The organism is Amycolatopsis sp. cmx-11-32 (assembly GCF_047608695.1).
In the GTDB taxonomy this organism is placed as follows: Bacteria; Actinomycetota; Actinomycetes; order Mycobacteriales; family Pseudonocardiaceae; genus Amycolatopsis.
In genome coordinates, this window is sequence record NZ_JADNQN010000010.1 from 254000 (window position 1) to 280541 (window position 26542).

The following is a 26542-nucleotide window of genomic DNA, read 5'->3' on the forward strand; positions in this document are numbered from 1 at the left end:
GTGGGTCCGTGAGGACAACCGAGCACACAGAAGTCATTACCAGCAGCCGAGTTAGACGACGAAAGGGAACAACATGGACGCGGTAGCCGACATGGCGGTGCCTCCGTTGAACGAGGCCACGGGCGACGCTCAAGCCTGGCACAGCATCAACTGGGCGCAGGCCGAGCGGGACGTACGGCGACTGAGGCAACGGATCTTCACGGCCGCGCAGGAAGGGGACCTGAAGAAGGTCCGGAATCTCCAGAAGCTCATGCTGCGCTCCCGCGCGAACGCTCTGGTGAGTGTTCGCCGGGTCACGCAGCTGAGCGCGGGGCGTCGTACTCCCGGCATCGACGGGCTCAGGGCGTTGACGGCACAGGAGCGGGGAAGGCTGGCGAGGACACTCGCCGACGAACCCGCCACCGACGTCAGGCCTGTACGGCGAGTGCACATTCCGAAGGCTGGTGGGAAAACCCGTCCGCTCGGTATCCCGACGATTCGGGACCGGGCGCAGCAGGCCAGGGTGAAGAACGCTCTGGAACCTGAATGGGAAGCGCGGTTCGAAGGCAAAAACTACGGTTTCCGCCCCGGACGCGGCTGTCACGACGCGATCGAGAAGATCTTCCGGCTCACCGCGCGCAGCACTGCTCGCCGCACGTGGGTCCTCGACGCGGATCTGGCCGGCGCTTTTGACAGGATCGACCACACCCGTCTGATGGACACTATCGGAGGTTTCCCCGCTGCTGGGGTAATCCTCCGGTGGTTGAAGGCCGGTGTAATGCAGGAGGGACGATTCGCGCCCACCGAGGAGGGGACTCCTCAGGGCGGGGTCATCAGCCCGCTTCTGCTGAACATCGCCTTGCACGGCATGGGAACCGCAATCGGCGACCTGGACACCCTCACCGAAAGGCAGAGGGCCAAGGTGCCACTCCTGGTCCGCTACGCCGACGACTTCGTGGTGTTCTGCACCTCGAAGACCGAGGCTGAACAGGTCAAGGAGAAACTGGCCGAGTGGCTGGAGCCACGCGGGCTGACCATCCATCCGGACAAAACACGAATAGTCCGGCTGGAGGATGGATTCGACTTCCTCGGCTTCAACGTGAGGAAGTACGGCCCGAAGACGCTCATCAAGCCCAGCGCCGAGGCGGTGAAACGGGTCAAGGACAAGATCCGCCGGATCGTCGAGCAGAGGCCGACCACGGAACTGCTGATTCAGCGTCTCAATCCCTTGATCAAGGGCTGGGCCACCTACTACCGCAGCGCGGTAGCCAAGGAAATCTTCGCCGACCTGGACCACTATGTGTGGCACAGGACATGGAGATGGGCCCTGCGGAGACATCCCCGGAAAAGCCGGTCGTGGACGAAAAACCGGTACTTCGGGCGCTTCCATTCCCGGCGCGACGACCACTGGGTGTTCGGCGATCATCACAGTGGACGGTACCTGTACAAGTTCGTGTGGACCGTCATCCAACGGCACATCCCGGTCAAGGGAACGGCGTCCAAAGACGACCCGAGCCTGACGGACTACTGGGCCGCTCGGACACGGAAACGCAGGCACCCACAAGCCGACGGTCAGTTCCACGTCGGCCTTGCTGCGAAACAGAAAGGGCTCTGCCCACTCTGCGGGCTGGACCTGATCGCGGGCGCGGGCTACGAACCTGACTCAGTACGTGACTGGGCGAATTGGTTCACAGCATTACACCGCACCCGCACCACGGACAGCCTGATCTACCGATCAACCGGAGGACACCATGCGCAATCTCCCATGCTCATCCACGCCGACTGCCACCACAGTCACCACGCAACTGGCAGTCAGCGTGGCCCCCTGGAACCCCCTCCTGCACGGTCCTTGGGACCTGCTTGAGCCGGATGCGCCGAAAGGTGCACGTCCGGTTCTGAGGGGGGCTCCCCCGCAGCAATGCGGGGGGCCTACCCGACACCTCGCCGAGGCCGACGACAGCGAAGGCAGGTAACCCGACATGTCCCGTATCCACCGCACGCGCACCGGGCCGGCGTCGGCCGGGGCGTTCACCCCGGACGCACTGTCGGTCGGTACCCGGCATCTCGAGGTCGGCAACGAATGGGTCGCCTCGTTCGGTGTCACCGGCTACCCCCAGGAGGTCTATCCCGGCTGGCTCGCCCCGCTGCTGACCTACCCCGCCCGCCTCGACGTGTCCGTCCACGTCCAGCCGGTCGACCCCGCCACCGCGGCCAAACAGCTGAAAAACCAGCGCGGAAAGCTGGAATCCTCCCGCCGCGCACGCGCGGGCAACCTCGACGACCCGGAGCTCGACGCCGCGGCCGAGGACGCCGCCGAACTGTCCCGCCAGATCGCCCGCGGCGAAGGCAAACTGTTCAAATTCGGGCTGTACCTGACCATTCACGCACCGGACGAGGACACCCTCGCCGAAGAAGTCTCGGCGCTGCGGTCACTGTGCGCGTCGCTGCTGCTGGACGCGAAACCCGCCACCTACCGGGCCTTGCAGGGCTGGGTCACCACCCTGCCACTCGGACTCGATTCACTCGGTCTGACGAGGACGTTCGACACCGCCGCCGTGTCGGCCGCCTACCCGTTCACCTCACCCGATCTGCCCCTGACCGATCCGGTGTCGGCCGCGCCGACCGGGGTGCTCTACGGCTACAACGTCGGCTCGGCCGGGTTGGTGCACTGGGACCGGTTCGCCTGCGACAACTACAACTCCGTCGTCCTCGGCCGCAGCGGCGCGGGAAAGTCCTACCTGGTCAAACTCGAAACCCTGCGCAGCCTGTACCGGCGGATGCGGCCACCCACCAACGACAGCGACGGCGGGTGGGGCGCGGACGGGGTGCAGGTGTTCGTGATCGACCCCGAGGACGAATACGCCCGCCTCGCCGCCCAGGTGGGCGGCACCTACGTGCATCTGGGTGCCGGCGGTGTCCGGCTCAACCCGTTCGACTTGCCCATCCACACCAGCGCGAGCGGGCGACGGACCGCACCGCACGATGCGCTGAACCGGCGTGCGTTGTTCCTGCACACCGTGCTGGCTGTGCTGTTCGGCACCGAGATCACCGCCGCCGAGCGGACCGTGCTGGACACCGCGATCACCGGCACCTACGCCGCAGCGGGGATCAGCGCGGACCCGCGCAGCTGGACACGCCCGGCACCGCTGATGCGGGACCTGCGCGACACCCTCGCCCTCACCGGCAACGGTGACCCGGTCGCGGCCGATCTCGCCGCCCGGCTGCACCCGTTCGTCGACGGCGCGTTCGCCGACTTGTTCACCGGGCCGACCACCACCCCACCTGAGGGGCACCTGGTCGTGTTCTCCCTGCGTGACCTCCCCGACGAGCTCAAGGCGATCGGCACCCTGCTGACCCTCGACGCCGTCTGGCGCCACGTGTCCAACCCCGCGCACCGCCGGCCGAGGCTAGTCGTGGTCGATGAGGCGTGGCTGCTCATGCAGCAACCCGAGGGCGCGAAGTTCCTGTTCCGGATGGCGAAGGCCGCCCGCAAACACTGGGCAGGCTTGACGGTCGCGACCCAGGACACCGCCGACGTTCTCAGTTCCGACCTCGGTCGCGCGGTAGTGGCGAACGCGGCGACCGTGGTATTGCTGCGCCAGTCACCGCAGGCGATCGCCGACATCGCCGCGACGTTCAACCTCGCCGCAGGGCAACGGCAATTCCTGCTCTCAGCCGAACGCGGCCAAGGACTACTCGGTTCGGGGACCGAGTGGGTGGCGTTTCAGGCGCTGGCGTCCCAGGTCGAGAACCTAGCCGTCACAACAGATCCAGCGGAGCTAGCCGCCGTCGCCGAACACGATCCCGCACACACTGATTCCAGCCTCACCGAGGCCTATATCGACCTCGACGCGGCCTGACCAATTACCCGCCTTTTCTTGCTTTTCGGAAGGTGTATTTCGTCATGCCCACACACATGACCTCGGTCGCGAAACAGAGCTGGCTCGGGGATTACCTCCAAGACCCCGGCGCCGCCCTCCACGAGCTACTCATCGCGCTGCGCGAACAGGCGCTCACGTGGGGCCCGATCGTCGGCCCGCTGTTCGCCGTGACATTCGCGTCCTGGGTCGCGGGACGGCGGTGGTGGCGAGCCCGCTGTCAGGCCCGGTTACAGCAGAACGCGCGGTGCATCACCGTGCTCGCCCCGCCCACCGTCGACACCGCCGGCGGCACCGCGGTCTGGTCCAACCTCGTCGGGCTGCTGCGCCCCGCCTGGAAGAGGTTTTTCACCGGTCAGCCGCACGTGGCGCTGGAGTACGTGTTCAGCGAGCACGGCGTCACCATCCGGTTCTGGGTCCCCGGTGTGATCCCACCGCACCTCGTCGAGCGGGCAGTCGAGGCGGCCTGGCCCGGCTCGCACACCCGCACCTCCCCGGCCACACCACCGCTGCCCGAGCTGGTGGCCGGGCGGCGGCGCATCACCGTGGGCGGGCAGCTACGGCTGCAGCGCCCGGAGGCGCTGCCGATCCGCACCGCCTTCGACGCTGACCCGATCCGCAGCCTGCTCGGCGCACCCGTCGGCCTCGGCCGGGACGAGCACGCCTGCGTGCAGGTGCTGGCCCGCCCGGTCGCCGGACGCCGGGTCGCCCAGGCTCGCCGCGCCGCCCGCCGGGTGCACACCGGAGCCTCAACACACTGGGCCGGACGGATTCTCGACCTGATCACCCCGGGCGGGAACGCCGGCCGCAGCGGGCGCACCACCGACTCCGGCCGCATCAGCCAGGACCCGCAACTGTCGCTGGAATACTCCGCGCAGAACAAGGCCATCGTCGCCAAAGGGCGCGGCCCGCAATACGAGACCGTCGTGCGCTACGCGGTAGCCGCGCAGCTGCCCGTCGACGCGGCCGACGGCGCGGTGCGCCAGGCGCGCGACGTCGGCCGCGGGCGGGCGCATGCCCTGGCGTCGGCCTTCGCCCCGTTCGACGAGCACAACCGCTTCCACCGGCGCCGCCTGCGCCACCCCGCCCGCGAGCTGACCGCCCGGCGGCTCGGCCGGGGCGATCTGCTGTCGGTGCCCGAGCTCGCGGCAATCGCGCACCTCCCGGTCGACGCGGAGATCCCCGGCGTCGAGCGCGCCGGAGCCAAAGCCGTCGCCCCACCACCCGGGGTCGCCACCCCGGGGCCGGAAGTCAAACCCCTCGGGGTGGCCGACACCGGACACGCCCGCCCCATCGGCCTGCGCGTGGCTGATGCCCGTCACCACCTGCACGTGCTCGGCGCCACCGGGTCGGGGAAGTCGACCTTGCTGGGCAACATGATTCTCGACGACGCCGACCGTGGCCGCGGGATCGTGCTGATCGACCCGAAAGGCGATCTGGTCACCGACGTCCTCAACCGGCTGCCGAAAACCGTGGCCGACCGTGTGGTGCTGTTCGACGCCGACTCGCTGCACAAACCCCCGTGCCTGAATCCCTTGGAGGGTGGGGAAACCGACCGCGAGGTCGACAATCTCGTCTCCGTGTTCCGCCGTGTCTACTCCGCCTTCTGGGGACCGCGCACCGACGACCTCATGCGTGCCGCCTGCTTGACCCTGCGCGCCCAGGAAGGCGTGCCCACCCTGGCCGATCTGCCCAAGCTCCTCGCGAGCGAGGCGTTCCGGGCCCGCGTCACCGCCGGCCTGACCGACCCCGTCCTGGCCGGGTTCTGGGAGTGGTATGACGATCTGACCGATTCCACTCGGTCTCAGGTGATCTCCCCGCTGATGAACAAGCTGCGGGCGTTCTTGTTGCGCCCCTTCGTCAAGGAAGCCATCGCGGGCGGGAAGTCCACAGTGGACATGACCCAGGTGCTCAACGAGGGCGGGATCTGCCTGGTGCGGATCCCTAAAGGCTCCCTCGGTGAGGAAACCACCCGCCTGGTCGGGTCCCTCGTCGTCGCCCGCACCTGGCAGGCCACCACCGCCCGCGCCCGCGTCCCGCAACGACTGCGTCCGGACGCCTCGCTCGTCGTGGACGAGTGCCACAACTTCTTGAACTTGCCGTATCCGCTGGAGGACATGCTGGCCGAAGCTCGCGGGTTCCGGGTCGCGATGACCCTGGCGCATCAGCACCTCGGCCAGCTGCCCCGGGAACTCAAGGAAGGCATCTCCACCAACGCGCGGTCGAAGGTGTTCTTCAACGCCTCCCCCGAAGACGCCCGCGAACTGTCCCGGCACACTGCGCCGCGGTTGTCCGACCACGATCTCGCCCACCTCGGCGTCTACCACGTCGCGGCCCGCCTGGTCGTCCATGGCGCGGAAACCGAGCCGTTCACGATGACGACCACGCCTCTGCCCGAACCGGTCCCCGGGCGGGCACGGGAGATCCGCGCGGCTATCCGCCGCACCCGGCGCGCCACCGCGTCCGCGTCGTCCGGCGCCGCCAGCGAGTGCGTCGCTCCCGCGCCAACCCGCGCCAGCAGCCCCACCAACGCCACGACACCCGCCGCGCGGACACGGACGCCCGCGCCCTCGCCCGTACGGCGCAGGCCCGAGCCGCGGCCCCGCAAGACCGACCCGCGCCGCACCCGCAGCTAACCAACCCGGGCGCTGGCCCGGGCCGCTTGCCCACAGCACTTATCCACAGCCTGTGAAAGAGGTTCGCGTTGATCACAACCACGACACGGCAGCACGCTCTGCGCCAGCACCTGCCCGGCCGCACCACGGCGCGGGCGGCGAACTCGGTCGACCACCAAGCCGCGCTCGCCACCCGGCTCACCGCCCGCGACCGGTGGATCCTCGCCCTGCTCCATGAGCACCGGGTCCTCACCAGCCAGCAGCTGCAGGACGCCGCGTTCCCGTCGGGCCGCTCGGCCCGGCAACGGCTGCGGGATCTCTACCTGTGGCGGGCGGTGTCCCGCTTCCAACCCTTCCAGCAAGTGGGGCGAGCCCCGATGCACTACATCCTCGGACCCGCCGGCGCCGGGGTGCTCGCCGCCGAACACGGCCTCGAGGTCAAAGACCTCGGCTACCGCCACGACCGGGCCATGAGCATCGCCCACAACCAGCGCCTGGCCCACACCGTCGGCATCGGCGACTTCTTCACCTCGCTGATCGCCCGCACCCGATACCGGCCAGCGAACTCCACCCGCGGGTACCCCGAGGCGCTAACGGCGTGGTGGTCGGAAACCCGCTGCGCGCGGCACTTCAGCGACCTGGTCATCCCCGACGCCTACGGCCGCTGGCACGCAGGCAACACCGAGGTCGAGTTCTTCCTCGAGTACGACACCGGCACCGAAAGCCTGACCAAACTCTCCCGCAAACTCCTCGCCTACGAACGGCTCGCCGACGCCACCGGCATCGCGACCCCGGTACTGATCTGGCTGCCCACCACCCGCCGCGAGGCCGGCGCCCGCACAGCGCTCGCGCAGATCCACGCCGGACTCGACCACCCGGACACCGTCCCCGTCGCCACCGCCGCCGCGGACCTGCTCGACCCCCGCGCACCGCATCCGAGCCCGGCCGACGCCGTCTGGCTGCCCCTGACCAGCACCTCGCGCCGCACGGTTGGGCGGTTCGAGCTCGCCGGCCTGCCTGACGCCTGGCCGGGCCTCGCACCGCCCACCGCGAGCACCCCCGACGACGAGAACTCCGCCACCACGGCCGAGAGCGCCACGGCCTTCAGTCGACTCCCGCCACCCACACCGATCCCGCCACCCGCCAGCCCCAACCGGATCCACCGGACCGATCCCTGACCCCGCCTCGTGGAGGTGAGCCTCCCATGTCCGTCCTCACCAAACTCGCCGCCGCCGCCGCAGTCGTGTTCCTCCTGCCCGTCGTCATCACCGTGCTCGCGGTCGGCGGAGTCGCCTCGGTGTTCTCCGGTTCCGGCCAGGGCACATGCGCGCCGGAAGGGGCCTCGGCCACCAGCGCGGCCGGGTACGGGCCCGAGCAGATGGGCCACGCGGCCACCATCGTCGCGGTCGGCAAACAGATGCAGGTGCCTGAGTACGGGTGGGTGATCGCGGTCGCCGCGGCGATGCAGGAATCCAAGCTGCGTAACCTCGACTACGGCGACCGCGACAGCCTCGGTCTCTTCCAGCAGCGGCCCTCCCAGGGCTGGGGCACACCGGACCAGATCCGGACTCCCACCTACGCCGCCACCCAGTTCTATCAGCACCTGCTCAGGGTGCCGAAGTGGCAACAGATGAGTGTCGCTGAGGCCGCGCAAACCGTGCAGCGCTCCGGATTCCCCGACCGGTACGCCGACCACGAGCTCGGCGCGCGGCAGATCGTCGGCGCGCTGGCCGGAGTGTCCTGCGCCGACACCGCAGGTACGGGAACCGGGGATTGCAACAATATCCAGGCACCCACCGCAGCGGCACTGACCGCGATCAACTACGCCTGCGGACAACGCGGACTGCCCTACGTCTGGGGCGGCGACGGGCCCGGGAATGGCGACGCAGGCTTCGACTGTAGCGGCCTCACCAAAGCCGCCTACCACGCCGCAGGCATCTCCCTACCTCGCACCGCACACACCCAATTCCTTGACGGACCCCGAATCCCGGCCGGGCAACCCCTGTTGCCGGGCGATCTCGTGTTCTACGGCAACACCAGCAAAATCCACCACGTCGGTCTCTACCTCGGCGACGGAAAAATGATCAACGCTCCCACCTTTGGTAGGCCCGTACAAATCGCCCCCTACTTCCACGGCGACTTCTACGGCGCGACGAGACCGACCAATTAGTGCTCGACGGCCGGATGCCGGACCTAGAATGCTCTGTCATGCCGCTGAGCGTTCCGCATTTGCCGGACTGCGTGCTATCAAGCAGAACGGACACCAGCCACCTGTCGACCGATCACATCGTGCGGAAACATTAGGCCATGCGGTCCATGTCAGTAATCCGGGCAGATATGGGTACGCACCACGCGAAGGATCTTCTCCGCTACCGCCGTGCCGTGACCCTTCGGGTGGTTGGGGGAGGTGAATCGCTGGTTGGTGAGCGTCACCAGCCTGGCCTGGTCGTCCGGATCATCCTTAACGGAGCTGCACTGATCTCGGCCGCGACTGACCGCCTTGTCTGGCTTGCCGTGCGCGATGTCGGGATCGATGGCGTCCAGCTCACGGATGTACGCGGCAGTGGTGTCGGCATCCGGCCGTGGAACAACCCCGGGTGCTGAGATCGGTGTCGTCGGCTGCCGGACCGTGCCAGTGTCGGGTGACCTGGTATCGGGAGAGCTGGTCTCGGGCTGGGCGCATCCGCCGAGGGTAAGCGCGCCTATCGCTACCAGCGTGGTCACGGTCGCTGCTGAACGTGTCATGCCGGCATTATCTCGAGCGTCTCGGTGGGGCTGTTGGTCGAACCACGCTTAGCCCTGAGTATTCGCGCGACCAGCAGACTGGGGGTGACCATGTATCGCGGTCGACTGACATCGCGACCGACCCGTAGGGTCAGCCACCTGTCGATGTGGTAGCGAGCATGGCTGCTTGGGCGAATCGCCCGCGTCGAAGAGGCTCAGAGCGGCTCGATCAGTCTTCTCACTTCTCGTGCTGGCCCGCACGCGGGTTGCTCGCTCGGTGCGCCCGATGACATCGGAGAAGTCGCTGGTGCCGATGATGCGGATGGCCTGCGCGAACGCGCTCTGCTCGGATTGCTCCGGGTAGACACTGCCTGGGGCCTCAACCATGTCGCGCATGTCCGACGGGGGCGCTGGCCAGAACCGGATGAGGAACCGCTCAGCTCCCCGTACAGGCCCCGGTCCCGAGCCTTCGTCGATCCGGTGCGACGCCCTGTCCGCGGCTTGCCAGATCTGGTGACGGTCTCCGGTGTGTGCCCGGACCCGGTAGAGCCCGGGGCCGTCGAGTTCGAATCGTCCGAGTGGGTGTTCCCTGATGGTGCGCCAGATGCTGAGCCTGCCTGTCGAGAACCAGGTCAGCGTCTCACTGGTGTCCCAGCCGGGGAAGTATCTGGCTGCAGTTGGGGACATCGGCCTGGCCGCCAGCGGGGAGAACATCTGGCCGCCTACGGGAGAAAAACTGACCATTGACAGAACCATTGGGCGACAACGGCTTCGTCTCGTCGCGGACGAGAAAACCGGTGTCTGAGCGCCATGCGCCCGCGTAGCGTCGGTGAAACTGTCGGGGGCGGCGATTATCCTTCTGCGTCACTGATCACAGGACAGGATGTGGGGGCGGTGTGCGACCGGCGCGACAGGGGCAGAAGTGGGGACAGGCCGAGCAGGACAGGTTGCTTGACGAGCTCCGGGGAGACAGCACCCTGGCAGAGATCGCCGTGCGTCACCAGCGGTCAACCGGTGCGATCTGTGCTCGGGTCGAGAAACTTGTGACGCCTGAACTCGAGTTTCCCAGCCATGAGGCGTTGTTCGAGTGGGCGCGATCAGCGGTGCGCGCTGTGCCTGCGGGACACCAGGATGAGGTTGCGGACCGGGTAGGCACTCCAGTCGTCTACCCCACGCTGAGTAAGCCCGCCGAACTGCTACCAGTGGAAGGGCAGGAGTGGACACCGGCACGGGTTCGGCCGGCCACGGTCACACGTCGTCGTGAGGTCCTCGCGATCTGGTCATCGCTCGCCGCGGACAACGGCGTGCAAGCGGCGCGGGAACAGCCGCGAGGTGAGACTTTGGACGTGCTCGCCGGAGTTGACGATGCCCGTCTGGAGCGGGCGGGGCGTGCCGTCATACGTGCTCGCGGCGAGCTCGGCCCAGCCGGCTGGGTGCTTGAATGCGACTGGCCTGGCGTGGAGGAACTTGAGATCACCGCGGAGCAGATCCGCGAGGGTGATGAGGAGGTTCAGCGCGTCGGTGCGGAGCTCTTGCTGGCCGGCTTGGGCAAGTCCAAGAAACGCGACCGCGAGGTCATGCAGATGCGTCTTGGGCTCACCGGCGAGGCGATGACCCTCAAAGCCATCGCGGGACGGTTCGGTCTGAGCAGGGAACGCATCCGTCAGATCGAGCAGAACGCGCTCAAGCACGCCCGGGTGCGTCCAGGCTCGGGGGTGCGGCGTGGCTGGCACCGGGTGCACGACCTCTTGCTCGCGGCTCTTCGCGGCGGGGACCAGAAGACGCTTGATCCCGATCTGGTGTTGTCGTTTGTCAACCTCGCCGCGCCGGTCGCGCCTCACAAGGTTGTCGTCACCCTGGTGGCCAACCTGTGCGGCATCGAGGCAGGGGAAGGTCGCAGCTTGGTCGACGCGGTCGAGGAGTGCCACCAGGAACGCACGCGGCTTTACCAGCAATCGCTTCAGGAGCAGAAGAAGCGGGGGCGTCTGACCGCCAAGGTGCAGCAGCTCGCGGACATGGCCGACTGGCCGACGGGACAACCGCGTCCGGCGGGAGGCGAGGCGACTCCCCTGCTCTCGCCCCTGGACCCGGATAAGGCCTACAGCAAGCCTGGCCGTTGGCTCGCCGACCGACTTGGACGTGAGGTCGGATATGACTCCGAAGCGGAACTGCGCATCATCCAGATGCTCGACGGCGCGGATGATCTGATCGCGTCGTACTGTGAGCAACCGGTCAAGCTCTCGTACACGATGTACGGACACCGCCACGACTACTACCCGGACCTGCTGGTGGATCTTCGGGACGGTCGTCGGTTGCTGATCGAGGTGAAAGCCCGTCTCGACGAGTTCGCGCTGTACAAGAACGTGGTCAAATTCGAGGCCGCTCAGGAATTCTGCCGTGTCCTGGGATGGGGCTTCCTCGCTGTCACGGACCGCCTCCAGACGCCTATTACCCTGGTGAACCGGCAAGTCGACGCCAGCGTTGAGCAAGCGCTACGACACCATCTCAGTACCGGGCCAACCGACTGGCACAGTCTCTCTCCGTTGATGGACGAGAACCACATCCGCTTCTCCGACATCGCGACACTCGCGTTACGTCACGGCTGGCACTGGCACCGCAATCCCTTCTGGCTGTCGACCACGCCTCCGGATGACACACCCGGCACGGGTGCGACTACGAGCTTTCGTGGCCGAAGTCGTTGAGCACTGTCAGGTGCGGAACAGCTCAGCGTGCTTCGCGTCGGGGGCGGCGGCCATGCGGGCGACGTAGTTCGACGCCGAGGGCGGTGAGATCGTGGGCGGCGTTGCGCAGGGCGCGGTGATCGGACGCGGTGGCAGGGAGGGTGTAGGTACCTCCGCCGGGCAGGCGGGCAAGGTCGTGCTTGCCGCGGCGGGACAGCTCGCACCCCGCGGCCCGCAGCCGGGCTCGCAACTCACGCCAGATGGTGGGCCAGACGTTCCCGGCCCCGCCTCGTCGTCGGCGCCGCACCGGTTCACTGCGCACAGGCGCGGGGCGTGGGCTGGTCGCACTGTCGAGGTGGAACGCGACGAAGCACACCACGTCGTCGGTGATGCGTACGTGCAACTCACAGCCGCGTCGGCGGTGACGGAGCAGGGCGGGCGCGTCGCGTACCGGTGCGGTCCACTGCGGGTTGTGGAAGGTGTCCAGCACCGCCCGCCTCGCGTCCGGTGTGGACACTCGGCGAGCGGCGCCTGGGGTCAGGTGAGGGAACTCAGCCCCCGTCATGGCTTAGGACACCTCGTCGACCGCGACCGGCTTGCTGTCCGGCCTCGGGGCGGTCGTCGCCGCAGGCACGGTGTCGACGCGGTGCAGCGGGTGGATCCGCATCGTCGCCCGGTGATCGCCGGTGCGCGCGGTGTCTGCGGCGCGGTTTATCCAGGTCTGCGCCTCGACCCGTCCGGTGAACGGGCCGATCCACAGGGCGTACCGCCGTACGGGCGGGTCGACCAGCACGGAGACCACCACCGCGCCGGTCGGGTCTGACTCGGCGTCGGCGTCGGTGAACAGCGCGTCGGCGACATCGTCGTCCAGCGCGATCACATCGCCAGCCACATCTGTCGTAGCGCGGGTGGTGAGCGGGTCGCTATCCGGCGGATACAACGCGACCGGGCACCCGTAGGTGTCGCTGGTGTCGGCGATCCAGTTCGCGGCCGAAGCCCGCTCGGCAAACGGCCCGTGCAGTGCCAGACCGTGGGCAGGGTGGACGACCATGGTGGCGAAAAGCGGCCTATTCATCAGGTGTTCCTTCCGTTCTCGTGATTGAGTAGGAGTGGGCACTTGGGGGTGGATGCTCGGATCTGCCGAAGTGTCAAGGGTTGCCGAAGGAATTCGCGGCGACGAAGTTCGACTGTCACATGTGGACGGTGGCATCGTGGCCCGGAATCCTGGGCGCACAACCATCGGGTCAGGACGTAGAGATCGGTAGCACGGTCGCCGCTAGACGGCGGCCACGATGGATTCCTGGGCGCCAGGTTCGCGTGTTGTGTTCGTCGGCGAACGGTCCGGCATGGTGCGGGTCCTGCTCGTGCCCGGTGCTGCCGAGCCGTATGACCCATCCATGCGGCCGCTCGTCGGCAGGGCCTGCACGCCAACACGGCGCACTGCGGAGGGGCGGCACCGTCGCCCCTGGGGGTCATTGGCCGCGCTGCGCGGCCAGTTCACGGCGCAGGTCGCCTAACGTGCGCCCGTCGGATACGCGCCGGAACGCGCTCCAGCCGTTCTGGTGGTTGCCGCCCAATGCGGTGGTGGCGCCGGACGGGTTGGCGTAGGCGCGACCGTCGGACAGGACAAGGCAGCCGTCGGCCCGGACACGGGCGAAGTGTTCCACTCCGATGTGGCGACGGGCCCAGACGAAGTCCTCGCCTGCCTTGATCATTCCGGCGGCGAGAAGTTCCGCGACGCCACCACGCGCCCCTTTCACCGGGGGTACGAACAGTGACGGTGCCGGTTCAGGCGGTACGGCGGCTTCGGTGGCGTCGACATGCAAGCCCATCAGCGCGGCGGCAGTCGGCGCAACGACGCGCGGCCAGCGATCGTCGACCGCCTTCCAGAGACCGACATGCTGCCAGCGACCGTGGTACGCCAGCAACATCTCAACGTCGGCGACGCGATCACGCGGCAGCATGCAGATCGGGTCGGCGGGCGGCGCCAACCGTACGACAAGGTCCCCGTCATGCAGGTCGGCCGAAGGCATGTCGGGCATCCAGCACCCCGCGAACAGCTCAACCTCGGCGGGCCCCTCGGTTTCGACGTCAAGGATGTCCACCGCCAGCACGAGCATCGCCCACGCCTGGACCGGCATGCGCATCGGCGCGGTGAACGCCGGGACGAGAATCGTCGCGTCCGGCGGCAAGCCTTCCCAATCACGCAGGATCGCCTCGCCATCGGTTTCTCCCGCATCGGCTGTCCCGTCGTCACGGTCGGTCCGGATTGCGGGTGGTTCTTCGGCCGCAGCCACGTCAACGGCGACGGTTGGTGCTTCCATGGTGTCGGATTCGGTCGTCATTGCTCTGTGTCCCTTCAGGTTCGGCGCTAGGTGTCGGTGTGAACCGACCTGTATGGACGCTTCGTTTCCGGGGGTTTGTCAACCCCTGTTAGGTGTGGCAACGACATAGTTAGCCTTTCTGGTGCACATTTCCCGGCAAATAACATCCCTGCATAAAGGCAATTCATTGCCTATCGTCGCGATAGCGGCGGGTTCCGGGCGGTCGAATCCGGCAATCGTTCCTCGGGTGCCCGACCACGCGCGGGCGTGGCGAAGCGAGGTGGTTGGCGAAACCAGGCAGGCTACTTGGCGAAAACGCCACCGCGAGCTTGCTCGTGGTGTGCCGATATGTTGCCGGAGAACGGGTGGCGGCTATCAGTAGCTGGTGCCACGGCACCAGATGATGTTCTCGCGACAGCGGATACTAGCGGCGAGGGTGTCCGCGATGGCAGTCCCGAGGTCGTCGATCTGCGGGAATGCGGGCGTCCCTGCCGTGTCCCGGGGTCGGGGGCCGAGGAAGAAGTGGAACCAGTTGCCCGCGCCATCGAGGCCGGGGTCACGCGCCCACTCGGTCATCCGTGCCCGGATCTCCGGGACGTCGCGTGCCGACACGGTGATCGCCATGGGGTCACCCGTCCAGTTCTGCGGCGAGTTTGGCCAGCGCGGTCTCGATGTTGCGGCGCATGGTCGTCGGCTGGAGGTGAGGCTGGTCGGTCAGATAGGCCGTCATGTGCGTGGAGGGCGTGGGTGTGCCGTCGCCAGCCAGCGTTGTCAGCGCGTGGGGGTGGTGTCGATACCGGTCGCTGACAGCAGACGGACTGGCTGGACACCACAAGTCGCGGATCTCGTATCGGCCGTCGTCCCCGGGCCGGATCACGCACGGCTGAGATTGCTCCGACAGGCCCCACGGGTCGTCGTAGATTTCCAGGGTGTCCCCGCGCCAGGTGAAGCGGGTGTGGTCGGTGCCGCAGAAGGCTTCGAGATGGATTCCGATCCATTAGGCGACGGCGGGGCGGCATCGCAAGCGGAGTTCGTAGACGTTGTCCGGGTTGTGCAGGACTGGGCACGTGTCCAGTGACTCGACGGTTCCCGGTGGCGTCTCGTTGCCGGGGAGAATGCCGGGAAATATCGGCTTGTACGGCATCGCCACCCACACCTCGCCTTCCGGCAGCACCGGAACCCCCGCGGCGGAACCGGGAACGGCGGTGCGTGTTCCGTCCATAAGAGACACCAATCTCTTCGGCGATGTGGTGCGCGATCCGCGCTATGACACATCCAGGAACGCTCCATACACGCCGGGATGTCAAGCCATGTATAGGTTTTGCCTCGATCCACGGCGTGATGCCACCGGATCGCGTGTACGTCCACGCGAGATACCTGTCTTGTTGGACGGATCCCTTGACATGAAGGCAGCAATGGAGCGTCCATAGGCGTATAGCCCGAACAACCGGATGCGCACCGGCGGGCGACGCCCCGGCCGGGGCATGACCATTCCCCTCTGCTCACAAGGAGTTCGTCATGTCCGGTAACAACAACACCGCCAACCCTGTCTCCGACCGTCACCTGCACGCCGTCGACGACAGTGATGACACACAGAAAACCCCGGCCACCGCAGACAAGGTGTGGGCCGCGCTGGCCGCCGATCCGGGAGCTACCACCGCCCGGCTGGCGGCGGCAGCGGGGGTCGGGCGTTCGACGGCCGCGAAGATTCTGGCGCAGTGGGGCCGCGACGGCACCGTCATCCGCGCCTCCGGTGACAGCACCGCAAGCCCGACAACCTGGGCTCCCACGCCGCCAGAGGACGACGCCGCCGACGGCGTGCCGGACAACGCCGCCACAGTGTCCAGCGCCCCCATCGCTGCCGACACCGCCGCGACCGACACCACCACACACGACACGGCCGATCCCGCCGCCACCAACGACACCAAGAACGACCAGACCCTCGCGACACGCGACGGCGACAGCATTGGCGAGGATGCTGGCCCGTCGAGTCCGGATGCCACGCCCACCACAGACGACGCCGGGACCACCGTGGACGACCCGCCGACCACGCCCGCGAGTCCTGTGGCGGCACAGGCGAAGGACCGGTTGCGCAAGGGTGGGCTGAGGGCGCTGGTGGAGGACTATCTGGCTGAGCACCCTCAAGACAGCTTCGGCCCGGCCCAGATCGGGAAGGCCCTGAGCCGGTCCGGTGGGGCGGTCAACAACGCCTTGGAGAAGCTTGTCACCGACGGGTACGCGCTGAAGACCTGCGAGGCCCCGAAACGGTTCGCCATCAACCCAGACAAGACCGACATCGCCACGCCAACAGACGCCGTCGCCGTCACCGTGTGACGAGCAGCCTGTGCCGGTGTGCCCCCGGTCAGCCGAGCTGACCGGGGGCACACGGGCGTTCCTGTGGCCGAATCACCGTGTGCCCCCGTTGCGTGTCGCGACAGGATGAGCGGTGATCCACTAGGCGCCAACCAGGGTGTGAAGATGGGCGTTGGTGCCGGGGTCGGCGGCATGGAGGGACCGTGGGCCCGCCGGGCACGGGTGAACAGGACACGGTAGGCGCGGCAGATCATCACGTCTGCGTCGACGGCTGGGATAGTGCGGAAGGCATCGTCGCGGGTGGCTGTGTGATCCAATGACCGTCGCGCCAGAGCAGGTCCGGGTCGATGATGACTCCGTCGTGGTCGTTCTCGAAGCCTTGTGCGGTGTAGATGTCGCCAACATGCCCGGTCCCAGCGGGATCGAGAGCCCACCGTGGTGACAGTGGGAAACCGTTGACCGCGCGGGTGTCTTTCACGGTCCACGGCCGCCGCAAGTCGCCGATCACGATGTCGTCGACCAACGGATTTCCCGGAGTCGCGTCACTCCACGACCAGCAGTATCCGGCGGCCATCCGCGCGCTCGCACCAGCTGTATCCCTTCCGCTGGGTTTCCACGTGGCCGGCGGCAATATGGTGTCCGAGGCCGAGGCGGTGGTGAACGCCTGTGAGCTGGTGGCGTGCCCGGGCCCGGTAGTCGGTACGCAGCGCATCACCGAGCAGAGTCACGGCGGGGGTGGCGCCCCTCTTTGCCCGACCCCGCGGCGCGGACCATCCGGAGCGCCTGCGACGAGGAGTCGGCGGTCGGCATGGCGAGCAGGTTCCTCCTTCGCGCGAGGACTTGTCGGCCGTCGGATTCAGGGTTTCAGAACTCGTTGGTGATCGTGCCCGGACGTTCACCCCAGTCACGCAGGGGTGGGGGCCGTCATGGCCGCTTCGCCGACCGGGGCCGGGGTGACCGGAACGCGTGCACGATTCCCTCGGATTTTCCGGGCACCGAGTGGAAGGTCCACTCGTCTCCGTCGACGTGGTACGTGCCGTCCGGGCTGGGTTCGATGCGCCAGGGCAGGTAGCCATCGCGGGCGCGATGATGCTGGTGGACGTGGACCAGTACACCAGCGGATAGTCGTCGGGGAACCCTTCGTGCGCGTGGGTGCAGAAGGTGGCCACGTCCTGCGCGATCTCGGGCCGGAACGTCGCGACGTACCCGTCGGCGGTCTGGCGGGTCTCGACACGGGCGGGAACCCTGTTCCAGGGAAGGTTGTCAGGGCCGCAAGTGACCAGGGTTTTGCCCAGCTGACGGCGGGGTGCGAACCTCGCGCCCCACTGCACGCTGGTGGGCGAGGCGGCCGGGGGTGCGGGTGGCCGGACAGGAACCAGCGGCCCAGCTCACCCAGTGGGTAGCGGCCGCGTCGACGGCCGGGGGCGATTTCGTGGCGGTGGTGAGCGGCGTCCCCGGTGAGGACGACGAGCAGGTCGTCTTCGAAACGAGCCTGCGGCTACCAGTCCGGGTCGACCGGGGAGACCAGGTTCAGCCACTCGCACATCGCCTCGGTGACCTCCCGGCGCAGCCGGGGCCGCACCCACAGGCCGTGGTGGCGGCGGGGTTCGGATCACAGCGGGAAAGCTGACTCGGTGTGGTTCAGCGTGGTCGGCGGGTACGAGTTCGATCCAGTTCTCGCCCGCCACGAGGGTTGATGCCCGCGGACGAGTCCATAGTGGCGGGCGTGTTCATCACGCTTCTCCTTCGGTGCTCGTGGTGTGGTTGTCGGGGTGGATCCAGCGGTGTGTCACCGGGTCCCAGGTGGCGGTGGCCATCAGGCGGTTGAGGTCGGGGAGACCGGGCCCGTACAGCCAGCCGAACTCGATGCATTCGGCTGCTCCGGGCCACAGCCCGGCCCAGGTGTCGTTCGGGCAGCGGCATGCTTCGTCGTGGCCAGTGCGCTGGAGACCGGTGGCCAGACAGCGGGCCACGGTGCACCTCTCGTGGTGGGCTTGGCCGATCTCGGCGTGGCAGCGCGGGCAGGACGGCTCCAGCGGCGGGGCGCCCGTTGTGGTGGGTGGGGTGGTCATGCCGACCTCCTGGTGTTGGCGTGCTGGGCTTCGAGGAACTCGGCCCACTCGTGGGTCTCTGAGCTGACGTGGGTGTCATGCAGCCGCACATCGTTGGCGAGCAGTTGGCGGTGCGCGAGAACCAGTCCGGCTCCGGCGGTGATGGCCTCGGCGAGCCGTAGGTGCATGCGTGCCCAGTCGAAGCAGCGCTGGTACTCGTCCAGGTCGACGGCGTAGTGGCTGAGCTTCGGGTACATCACGCGGGCGCAGGCGAAAAGGGCCTCGGCGGCGGCGCAGTGTTCAGCGGCGCTGCGTGGCTCTGCTACTCCGGCATCGGCGGTGGCCGGGTCGGTGGGTGTGGTGTTCGGCGGCATGGTGTCCTCCGTGGTTGTCGGGCGGTGTGTGGGATTAGTGGCGGGTGAGCACCGCGCGGGCGCGGTGGTTGGTGTGGCGCTCGCCGTCGGCGATGCGAACCCGCACGCCGAAGCGGGGCGGGCCGCCGGAGGGATCAGTCCATCCGTAGAGGGAAGGCAGCAGCGAGAGTGCCTGCGAGGCGGCTTCGGCGGCGGGATCGCCCGGCCCTGGTGGCCCCGGTGAGGTCGGCCAGGATCCGCAGTCCCAGCTGGAGCAGGTCGTGGCGATAGGTCCTGGCCCAGCAGTGGGAACACCAGCGGATTCTCGCCCGGTCCGGATGGGATGTACTCGTCCGCGCGCATCGACCACCGGTCACCCTGTCTCGCGGTCCACACCGCGCCTGTGTCGAAGGCCGTGCACGCAATCAGTGCCGTGGCTGTTGGGCCAGGGCCACGGCCACTCATTGGTCTGCGGTCGTGAACCTCGCCAGCCTCGTCGATCTCGGCAGGGCGCAGGAAGAAGGTGACGAGGGGTTGATGAACCCGCCGGCGGATCGGGCTCGCGTGATCTCCTCGAGCCAGAGGCCGTCCCGGGTGTCGAGGAGCACCGAGCCGAGCCATTCGGCGTCCGGGCCGCGCCCGAGGTAGAAGTCGGTGGTGCTCGACATCGGTGGTGTCCTCCTTATCGTGTTGGTGCGTAGGGATTCCGGTTGGCTGGCGCTGGGCCGCAGGCGTACGGGTCAGGTGGCGGGTGCGGTGGTGTCTCGTCGTGGCGCGGGGTGTCCTGGTCGCGTTCAGTGGCGCGGTCGAGGAGGTAGGCGAGCACGATCACCGGGGTCCACGGTCCTGGCAGGATCATGGCGAGCACGGTCCACAGGAGAAGTTTCTTCCTGTCTTGCATGGGTTTCTCCTCGAATTAGGTTGTGGTGCGGGGACTAGCAGTCGGTCAACGGGTCGAGGTGTTCAGGGTTGTTGCCAGAGGGGCCGGGGATCGGTCACGGTGGTGGCGGGTGGGCGGTGTGTCGGGAGCGGGATCGCGGGTGGCGCGGCGGGGTTGCGCAGCCATCTCGCGAAGTCCGGTGGGCCGCACCGCAACGGTGGGCGCGGGTCGTCGGGGTCGAGCCGGTGCCAGCGGTCGCCGCCGCCCCCGGTCATGTGCGCGGCGCCGTCGAGGTGGGTGATGATCCAGTCGTTGCGGTGACTGGTGTCCCAGTCCCATGGCCATCCGTTGCGGGGCTCGTGCGCGGCGCCGAGGCCGCCGACGGCCCACATCATCAGCAGGTCCTTCACCGCCGTCCGGTAGGCCGAGGGCTGTCTCGCGGTCAGCGCGGCGCGTCCGTGGGGATCTTTGAGGAGGTTGTCGGGGTGGCAGGCGAACTGCAGCGAACCGAGCCAGTGCGCCGTCGGTCCGGTGCCGAGGTAGAAGTCGGTGCGCGTGACCATCGCGGGGTCCTTCCTATGTGGCGGGTTGTGTGAGATGGGTCAGAGGTCCTCGCGGATCGGGCATGCGGGCGTGTGCCCGACGCCGCGCGTCAGTCCGGGCGGGCACGGCACGGGGTGTCCACTGGCCCGCGCGTCGAGGACGCGGCCGAGGGCCGCAGGTTCGTCGGCCGCGATCAGCGGTACCTCGCCGCGGCACTCCGGGCATGGCCCGAGGACGCGCAGGTCGTCCACTTTGCCGCTGAAGCAGGTGAACCGGTAGTCGGTGCCGTCGTCGGTGATGGTGACGCGAAACCAGCGCCATCCGCCGTGTTCCCGGTCGGGATCGTCGGTGACCGTCACCGCAGCCTTCGTGACCCCGAACGCCTCAGTCACGTCGCGAACCAGGTTGCGGCGAAAGGTGGCGCGCTTGACGTCGTGGGGACGGAGGCCGAATTCGGGGTCCTGATGCCGGGCCCGGTCGAAGGCAGCGCAGGCGTGCCCGGCGAGAGTGGTCCCGCGAGTGGTGGGCCGTCCGGAGGCGAGAGTGATGCTCTGCCAGTCGTTTTCGGTGTTGTCGGTGTGCGGGCGGCCGTCGGGCAGGTACAGGACACGGCCGCCGTCGAAGGTGTAGGCGCCGCCGACGTAGAGGTCCGTGCGCCACCATTTGTCCAGCGTGGCGAGCTCGTCGTCGTAGCCGGATTCCGCTATCCCGAACCCGCACAGCGGCCACGCTTCGACCAGGTTGTCCAGCGCGGTTCGGAAGTCGGGTTCGGTGGCGGCGGTCAGGAATTCCCGGCCGACGGGAAGGAGGGCGACGGTCGTGGGGTCGGGGACCCTGTTTGGCCACGCGGATCCGAGATAGCCGCAGAACAGGGCGGCCGGGCCAGTGCCGACGAAGACCTCGGTGTGGGAAGACTCGTACAGATCACCGGGATGCAGGCGCGTGACGGTGGTGTTCATCGAGGTCATTTCTTCTCCTGGGATTCCGTCGGGGCGGGCGGTGTGGTGGTGGTCTCATCGGCCCGGATGCCGAGGGCCTGTGCGAGTGCGGGGGCGCGGGCGATCGCGTCGTCGATCGGCATGGTCAGATCGATGCTCATGAGGTCGTCGCTCAGGCAGTAGATGCGAACGGGCCTGGGAAAGCGCGGGGTGTCTCCGGTTGCCGGAGATATCAGGCTTTCCAGCTGGTCGGCGATCTGGCGGCGCGCTTCGTGCTGTCGTGCGTGGGTCTCGTCTCGTTCACGTCGGGCGATCCGGGCGCGAGCGAGGCGCTGGTGGAAGGCCGGGATGAGGTGTTTGTGGATGTGGGTCGCGACTTCGGTGGCCGGGGTACCGACGGCAAAGCTGCGCGGGGAAGGCTCCGCGTCCCGGTGCTGCCACACGAAGACGTCCTGAAGGTCTCGCGGAACGTCCCCGGGTACCAGGTCGTAGCGCCACGCGCCCGGCCCTCGCCGTGGCCTGAACCCGATGCGGACACCGGTGGTCAAACACAGGACATCGGCGGCCTCGTCGGGGTTGCGGCCACGGCCGACCGTCCACTTGCCCGGTAGCGCGGTGGCGACGTGGATCGCGTCGAGGGCCACTCGGTCGTATTTGGTGACGCGTGGTGCCGGGGCGACGGCGAGGGCCGTGTCGGGCGCTGTGATGGAAGGGTTCGGCGTCATTGTCCAGGTTCCGTTCGTCGTTTCGTGTTACTTGGTGCGCTTTCGGGCTAGGCGTCGATAGCGGCGGACTGGTTCAGTGGGTGGCGAGTGCGGTGCGGAGATCCGACAAGGAGCGGTTGTCGTGGGCGCGCCGCCAGAGGTGCCAGCCGTTGACGGTGTAGCCCGCGAGGCTGGTCGCGAGCGCGGTGACGGTGGAGACGTCGAACTCGTGTGCTCCGTCGGCGTGCAGGACACCGCCCTCCTGGACGGTGGCGGTGTGCCCGTTCCACACCAGCTGCTCGCCCACCTGCACCAGCCCGGCCTTGATCAGCTGGGCGAGGGCATCGGGTGCGCGAGGGCGCCCGTCGGGCGAGGCCGCGGACTCGCCGACGAGGCCAGCAGGGACGAGTCCTGGAGGGAACGAGGCGGCGATCAGCCCGGTCAGCGTCGCCCACTGGGCGTCGTTGAAGGCAGTGTCGGCGAGACAGCGCATCTGATACAGCACCGGCATCGCGGCCTCGTGCGGCCAGCCCGCACCCATTGACCGTGCCCAGGTGCGTATCGTGCGCCATTCGCCCTCGACGGCGGCGAGGATGATGACGTCGGCCAGTGTCGGGTCGTCGGGGTTGCGCGGGGAACTGGTGTAGGGAGGCCTTAAGCGCACCACGACATCCCCGGTGTGAACGTGTGCGGGTGGTTTCGCGGGCAGCCACACCCCTGCGAACAGGTCGGCCGTGTCGGGGCGGGCGGGCTCTGGGGTCGGCGTGTGCCCGGTGCGCCGCACTGGAGCTGCGGCAGGGTCGGTGGTCCGTACCGCTACGACGACCAGCCCCCACGCCCCGGCGGGCGGGCGCAAGGGAACGGCTGACGGCGGTGCGGGGGCGAGCAGCACTGTCTCGGCCGGAAAGCCGTGCCCGGTGGTCGTGGCGGGGTCGAGGTGGTTGGTGGCCATCACGACCACCCCAGCGCGTTGGCGGCCTGTGCGGGCAGGTACCCGACCTCGTCACCCGCGCCAGGCCACACCACGGGCAGGTCGGTGCGCGCGGGACGGGACTCGGCGTTGTCCGGGGTGCACGCGATTCGCGCGAGAAGATTTTCCAGCGGGGAGTGCGGTTCTGTGGCAAGTCGGACCGGGGTCGCCGGGTCGTATCGGTCGAGTGCGGCGATCAGTTCGCCCACGGTCGCGATGGTGGTGTCGGTCATCGGTAGTCATCTCCAGGTCAGGTTGGGTGGCGGAATCCGTGCCGATGGTGTGGACGTAGGGGCGGCTCGGACTACAGCTCGACGCAAGGGGCATCGCCGGGCGTGATGCCGGGAACACCGAGCGTTTCGGCCAGGGTGTTCAAGCCGGTGACTGCAGGTCCGGCGTAGTCGTCGCCCGCGACGTCGATTTCCTCGCCCGCTTCCTCGTCCAGGCATCGGACAGCGGCGAGGAACACTGCCCGGAGTTCGTCCAGGGTGAGCTGTGGCACCCGGTCGGCGATCCTGTTGGCGGCGTTGGTGATCATGCGAGGACTCCTTTGTGGACGGACGGCGGGTCATGGGTTCCGGGTGCGGGTTCAGTGGATGGCGCGTAGTGCGCTGGTGGCGGCGCGGCCGATGGCTTGCGCGGTGGCGGTGGGGTCGGTCATCACGTGCACGGTCGCCCCGGTCAGCGGTTCGTCGTCGTCGTTCGGGGCGAGCCACAACACGGCGCATCCGGTGGCGCGCAATCGATCGAGCAGCCGTTGGGCGTTGCGTCGCAACGTGTCGGGTACGTACCCGTCGGACACGATCACCAGGAGCCGTGCGGCACCGGGCTGGGACAGCCCGAGGGCGCCGTCGAGGGCGTCGATCGCGGTGTCGATGGCTTCCCAGTCGTCCCGCGCGTCGAACTCGGTCACGGCGGTGGGTGTGGTGCCGGGGCGGGTGATCGGGCGGACGTGGCTGCCGAAGATCACGGTGGCGGTGTCGGCGGGTACCGGGGTTTGCGCGGCGGCGTTGGCGAGAATCCACGCGGTCGAGGCGACCGGTTTCGCGAAGCTGCCCATGGACCCGGACACGTCGCACGCGATGCCCAGCCGTAGCGGCGGGGCGGGTACGGGTTTGCGGGTGGTGCGGGTGAAGGGTTCGGCGGTGGGGATCGCCCCGGCGGCGCGTTGTGCCTCGCGTGCCAGCACGCCGCGCATCCGAAGGCGTCCGGGTGGGATGGGCGAGGTCGTCTTCGTCGCGACCCGGTCACGGACCCCGGCGGTGGTCAACGCGCGCGACAGCACGCGCGCGGCGGTACGTTCGGCGGCGGTGGGTGTGCGGGTGCCGCTGATCCCGGTGTCGCCGTCACGGAAATGACCGGGGGCGGCGGCGAACACCTTCTTGGCGGCCTTCTCCGCTGTGACGCGGGCGTCGGCGGCGGCGGCTTTCTCCCGTGCGGCGATGTCGGCGGGGTCCTCGGGCAGCTTCGCCCGCGCGACCGCGCGCGCCACCTTGCGCACTGTCTCGCCGATCGCGTCCGCCATCGGCGACGGCGTCCACGTGCCCGACGAATCGGCGGCGGGGTCGGACAGGTGCGGCGGTGTGGTGTCGGGGTCGGGCCCGATGATGTCGCACCACTTACGGCCGAGGTCCAGCATGGCGTCGGTGTCGTCGTCGGCGACCAGGAACGCCGCGCGCCACACCGCCCGCAATTGGGCGAGTTTCTCCGCGCCGAGCACCGTTTCCACCGCGCGTGCGACGGGGGCGGTTTCGGTGCGGGTAAGGATGCCGCCGTCGGTGCGTGCCAGGAACAGTGCGGCGGTGTGTGCGGCGTCGTAGGGGGTCATTTTCGGGGCGAAGGCTGGGTCGTCCAGTGTCATGCCGCCCGTGACGATGGTCGTCACGCATGCGCGCAGCCAGTGCCGGTCGTCGGGGCGGCGGCGGATCTGGGCGCGTTCGATGCGGGGCTCTTCCAGCAGCATGGCGGCGGCGAGTACGGCGGGGTCGGTGTCGTAGGGCGCGGCGGCGTGCCATCGGCTGTGTTTGCTGTGCGCGCATTCGTGGACCAGCGCGCCCCACAGGGGGGCGTAGCGTGCGCGGTCGCGGATCCGGTGCGGTGTGGCGGTGGCGGGGTCGACGGGGTGCAGGTGCGTGCCGTCGATTTCGATCCGGGCGCTGGAGGGCAGGAAACAGGCCGCAGCCCCGTGTCCGGCACCGGGTGCGATGGTGACCAGCAGGTCGTCCCGGTCGGCGATCACGGGGACCTCAGCGGTCAATGCGGCCGAGAACGTGTCCCATCCGGGGGCGGCGGGGAACACCGCCGACGCGGTGGCGTCGGGGTCGGCGATCATGTGCGCGGTCATCGCGGTGTGTCCTTTCCGGACGGTTCGGGCGTGGGCGGTGGGTCAGATACGGGCGCCGAGTGCCAGTGGGGCAACGTTTTTCCCGAAGACGGTTTTGACGGCGGCGGCCACGATGTCGCGGTCCTCTTCCGGCGCGATGCTGATCAGGTTCCCGGCGGCGGCATCGGGGTTCCATGCGTCGGCGACTTGCTGGAATGCCAGCAGTTCGCGCAGTTGCGGTGCCCACCGGATCTCGCCGTTGGCCTGTCGGGTGGCGAGGTTGCGTGCCACGGTGACGGCGCGTTTGTCGATCTTGAGTTGGGTGGCGAGGTCGTAGTCGGTCGTCACCTGGATCTGCACGGAAAACCGCGATGCCAATGCGTCCGACAGCACCGCGCCGTGCACGCCGGGGTTGTGTCCGGCCACCACGTAGAAACCCGTTGCGGCGTCGATGGTTTCGCCACCGTTGGCCTTGATCATGATTTGGCGGCGGCCGTCCATCGCGGGGTAGACCACGGCGAGCACGGTCGGCGGGATGAGGGTGGCGTCGTCGATGAACAGGGTCCGGCCTTCGCGCATCGCGCGGACCAGCGGGCCGTGTACGAACACGAATTTCCCGTCGGGGGTTTGGGTGTACTCGCCCACGATGTCGGCGACCGTGGTGTCGCCGTCGCCCTGAATGGTCACCAGGTCACCGAACGCGGCCTCGATCACACTGGTTTTCCCGGTGCCGGGTGGCCCGTACATCAGGGCGGGGACCCCGGCGTCGCGCAACGTGCGCAACGCGGTCACGTCGGGCAGCCCGGACAGTGTGCGCGGGTGGTAGAGCTGCCCGTTCGGGCGCGCTACCGGACCGGTCACGGCCGGACCCGTGGGGGCGGCGGGTGTGGTCGTGGCGGGCGGCGGTGTCGGACGGGGAGTGCGCGGGCGGCGGGGTGTGCCGGACGGGACCACCACGGGCGCGGCGGCGGCGTCGGGTGTGGTCGGGGTCGACCGGTAGCGGATCGGTTTGTCCGAGGTTTGTTCGGCGTAGCCCCCGGCGGTGAGCGCCGCGAGCGCGTTGCCGATCGCGCCCGACGATTTCCCGCCGAGTGCGGCGGCGATGGTGCGCGGGGTCAGTTCGGTGCCCGCCCGATCGGTCAGGGCTTGCGCTACCTGTCGGCGGAGTTCGCCGTTGGGCAACCGCCCGCCCACCGGGGCGGCGGTCGTACCGGATGCCGCCGGGGCGGTCGTCGGCGTGGCTGGCGTGGTCATCGCGGGTGGGTC

The 26542-nt window shown here is 68.6% G+C and carries 28 protein-coding genes; 9 read left to right on the forward strand and 19 right to left on the reverse strand.

Annotation, left to right across the window (positions count from 1 at the left end; genetic code table 11):
* The first annotated feature begins 73 nt into the window (after positions 1-73).
* The 5 genes from ltrA (at position 74) to ACM6LR_RS28050 (ending at position 8642) form a co-directional block, all read left to right on the forward strand.
* On the forward strand, positions 74-1843 hold the full coding sequence (gene ltrA / locus ACM6LR_RS28030; protein ID WP_414944850.1) for a group II intron reverse transcriptase/maturase: 1770 nt from the start codon (positions 74-76) through the stop codon (positions 1841-1843).
* Positions 1844-1958: 115 nt separating this feature from the next.
* Positions 1959-3839 (forward strand): VirB4 family type IV secretion system protein, encoded by a 1881-nt coding sequence (locus ACM6LR_RS28035; protein WP_414944851.1) that lies wholly within the window; start codon positions 1959-1961, stop codon positions 3837-3839.
* Positions 3840-3883: 44 nt separating this feature from the next.
* Positions 3884-6493 (forward strand): type IV secretory system conjugative DNA transfer family protein, encoded by a 2610-nt coding sequence (locus ACM6LR_RS28040; protein ID WP_414944852.1) that lies wholly within the window; start codon positions 3884-3886, stop codon positions 6491-6493.
* 68 nt (positions 6494-6561) lie between these two features.
* Positions 6562-7650 carry a replication-relaxation family protein gene (locus ACM6LR_RS28045; RefSeq protein WP_414944853.1) on the forward strand — a complete coding sequence of 363 codons (1089 nt, stop codon included), beginning with the start codon at positions 6562-6564 and terminating at the stop codon, positions 7648-7650.
* Positions 7651-7676: 26 nt separating this feature from the next.
* Positions 7677-8642, forward strand: coding sequence for a C40 family peptidase (locus ACM6LR_RS28050; RefSeq protein WP_414944854.1), 966 nt, complete (start codon positions 7677-7679; stop codon positions 8640-8642).
* Positions 8643-8791: 149 nt separating this feature from the next.
* On the opposite strand, the gene ACM6LR_RS28055 is transcribed toward ACM6LR_RS28050, so the two are convergent.
* A complete protein-coding gene (locus ACM6LR_RS28055; protein ID WP_414944855.1) occupies positions 8792-9217 on the reverse strand; it encodes a hypothetical protein in 426 nt (141 codons plus the stop codon).
* Between the two features lie 571 nt (positions 9218-9788).
* Here ACM6LR_RS28055 and ACM6LR_RS28060 point away from each other — a divergent pair.
* Together ACM6LR_RS28060 and ACM6LR_RS28065 are read left to right on the forward strand one after the other, a co-directional pair.
* Positions 9789-10001 (forward strand): hypothetical protein, encoded by a 213-nt coding sequence (locus ACM6LR_RS28060; RefSeq protein WP_414944856.1) that lies wholly within the window; start codon positions 9789-9791, stop codon positions 9999-10001.
* 142 nt (positions 10002-10143) lie between these two features.
* Positions 10144-11898 carry a sigma factor-like helix-turn-helix DNA-binding protein gene (locus ACM6LR_RS28065; protein WP_414944857.1) on the forward strand — a complete coding sequence of 585 codons (1755 nt, stop codon included), beginning with the start codon at positions 10144-10146 and terminating at the stop codon, positions 11896-11898.
* A 22-nt stretch (positions 11899-11920) separates the two neighbouring features.
* On the opposite strand, the gene ACM6LR_RS28070 is transcribed toward ACM6LR_RS28065, so the two are convergent.
* The 5 genes from ACM6LR_RS28070 to ACM6LR_RS28090 form a co-directional block, all read right to left on the reverse strand.
* Entirely contained in the window at positions 11921-12442 is a 522-nt protein-coding gene (locus tag ACM6LR_RS28070) for a hypothetical protein (RefSeq protein WP_414944858.1), read from the reverse strand.
* A gap of 3 nt (positions 12443-12445) precedes the next feature.
* Positions 12446-12952, reverse strand: a complete 507-nt coding sequence (locus ACM6LR_RS28075) for a hypothetical protein (RefSeq protein ID WP_414944859.1) — start codon at positions 12950-12952, stop codon at positions 12446-12448.
* A 397-nt stretch (positions 12953-13349) separates the two neighbouring features.
* Complete coding sequence (locus tag ACM6LR_RS28080; protein WP_414944860.1) at positions 13350-14222, reverse strand: hypothetical protein; 873 nt, start codon at positions 14220-14222, stop codon at positions 13350-13352.
* Between the two features lie 354 nt (positions 14223-14576).
* A complete protein-coding gene (locus ACM6LR_RS28085) occupies positions 14577-14825 on the reverse strand; it encodes a hypothetical protein (RefSeq protein ID WP_414944861.1) in 249 nt (82 codons plus the stop codon).
* 373 nt (positions 14826-15198) lie between these two features.
* Positions 15199-15423 (reverse strand): hypothetical protein, encoded by a 225-nt coding sequence (locus ACM6LR_RS28090; RefSeq protein ID WP_414944862.1) that lies wholly within the window; start codon positions 15421-15423, stop codon positions 15199-15201.
* A 296-nt stretch (positions 15424-15719) separates the two neighbouring features.
* On the opposite strand from ACM6LR_RS28090, the gene ACM6LR_RS28095 reads away from it, so the two are divergent.
* Entirely contained in the window at positions 15720-16535 is an 816-nt protein-coding gene (locus tag ACM6LR_RS28095; protein WP_414944863.1) for a hypothetical protein, read from the forward strand.
* Positions 16536-16767: 232 nt separating this feature from the next.
* On the opposite strand, the gene ACM6LR_RS28100 is transcribed toward ACM6LR_RS28095, so the two are convergent.
* The gene (locus ACM6LR_RS28100) at positions 16768-17226 is read right to left on the reverse strand and encodes a DNA/RNA helicase domain-containing protein (RefSeq protein ID WP_414944864.1); all 459 of its coding nucleotides are present in this window, start codon (positions 17224-17226) and stop codon (positions 16768-16770) included.
* A 642-nt stretch (positions 17227-17868) separates the two neighbouring features.
* On the opposite strand from ACM6LR_RS28100, the gene ACM6LR_RS28105 reads away from it, so the two are divergent.
* Positions 17869-18144: a hypothetical protein gene (locus ACM6LR_RS28105; RefSeq protein ID WP_414944865.1), complete on the forward strand. Its 276-nt coding sequence runs from the start codon at positions 17869-17871 to the stop codon at positions 18142-18144.
* Positions 18145-18247: 103 nt separating this feature from the next.
* On the opposite strand, the gene ACM6LR_RS28110 is transcribed toward ACM6LR_RS28105, so the two are convergent.
* The 12 genes from ACM6LR_RS28110 to ACM6LR_RS28165 all read right to left on the reverse strand — a co-directional run bounded on the left by ACM6LR_RS28110 (position 18248) and on the right by ACM6LR_RS28165 (position 26530).
* The gene (locus tag ACM6LR_RS28110) at positions 18248-18586 is read right to left on the reverse strand and encodes a hypothetical protein (protein ID WP_414944866.1); all 339 of its coding nucleotides are present in this window, start codon (positions 18584-18586) and stop codon (positions 18248-18250) included.
* Positions 18583-18939 (reverse strand): hypothetical protein, encoded by a 357-nt coding sequence (locus ACM6LR_RS28115; protein ID WP_414944867.1) that lies wholly within the window; start codon positions 18937-18939, stop codon positions 18583-18585. Before ACM6LR_RS28115 ends, ACM6LR_RS28110 begins: the two co-directional genes overlap by 4 nt.
* 440 nt (positions 18940-19379) lie before the next feature.
* The gene (locus tag ACM6LR_RS28120) at positions 19380-19586 is read right to left on the reverse strand and encodes a hypothetical protein (protein WP_414944868.1); all 207 of its coding nucleotides are present in this window, start codon (positions 19584-19586) and stop codon (positions 19380-19382) included.
* Positions 19587-19600: 14 nt separating this feature from the next.
* Complete coding sequence (locus tag ACM6LR_RS28125; protein WP_414944869.1) at positions 19601-19819, reverse strand: hypothetical protein; 219 nt, start codon at positions 19817-19819, stop codon at positions 19601-19603.
* A gap of 62 nt (positions 19820-19881) precedes the next feature.
* Complete coding sequence (locus tag ACM6LR_RS28130) at positions 19882-20361, reverse strand: hypothetical protein (RefSeq protein ID WP_414944870.1); 480 nt, start codon at positions 20359-20361, stop codon at positions 19882-19884.
* 39 nt (positions 20362-20400) lie between these two features.
* The gene (locus tag ACM6LR_RS28135; RefSeq protein ID WP_414944871.1) at positions 20401-21309 is read right to left on the reverse strand and encodes a hypothetical protein; all 909 of its coding nucleotides are present in this window, start codon (positions 21307-21309) and stop codon (positions 20401-20403) included.
* Entirely contained in the window at positions 21306-22004 is a 699-nt protein-coding gene (locus ACM6LR_RS28140; protein ID WP_414944872.1) for a hypothetical protein, read from the reverse strand. Before ACM6LR_RS28140 ends, ACM6LR_RS28135 begins: the two co-directional genes overlap by 4 nt.
* Before the next feature lie 73 nt (positions 22005-22077).
* On the reverse strand, positions 22078-22935 hold the full coding sequence (locus ACM6LR_RS28145; protein ID WP_414944873.1) for a hypothetical protein: 858 nt from the start codon (positions 22933-22935) through the stop codon (positions 22078-22080).
* Positions 22935-23186, reverse strand: a complete 252-nt coding sequence (locus ACM6LR_RS28150; protein ID WP_414944874.1) for a hypothetical protein — start codon at positions 23184-23186, stop codon at positions 22935-22937. The genes ACM6LR_RS28145 and ACM6LR_RS28150 overlap by 1 nt, the downstream gene beginning before the upstream one ends.
* Positions 23187-23257: 71 nt before the next feature.
* Positions 23258-23491, reverse strand: coding sequence for a hypothetical protein (locus tag ACM6LR_RS28155; RefSeq protein WP_414944875.1), 234 nt, complete (start codon positions 23489-23491; stop codon positions 23258-23260).
* Between the two features lie 51 nt (positions 23492-23542).
* Positions 23543-25297 carry a VWA domain-containing protein gene (locus ACM6LR_RS28160; protein WP_414944876.1) on the reverse strand — a complete coding sequence of 585 codons (1755 nt, stop codon included), beginning with the start codon at positions 25295-25297 and terminating at the stop codon, positions 23543-23545.
* Positions 25298-25339: 42 nt separating this feature from the next.
* Positions 25340-26530, reverse strand: coding sequence for an AAA family ATPase (locus ACM6LR_RS28165; RefSeq protein WP_414944877.1), 1191 nt, complete (start codon positions 26528-26530; stop codon positions 25340-25342).
* Between the last annotated feature and the right edge of the window lie 12 nt (positions 26531-26542).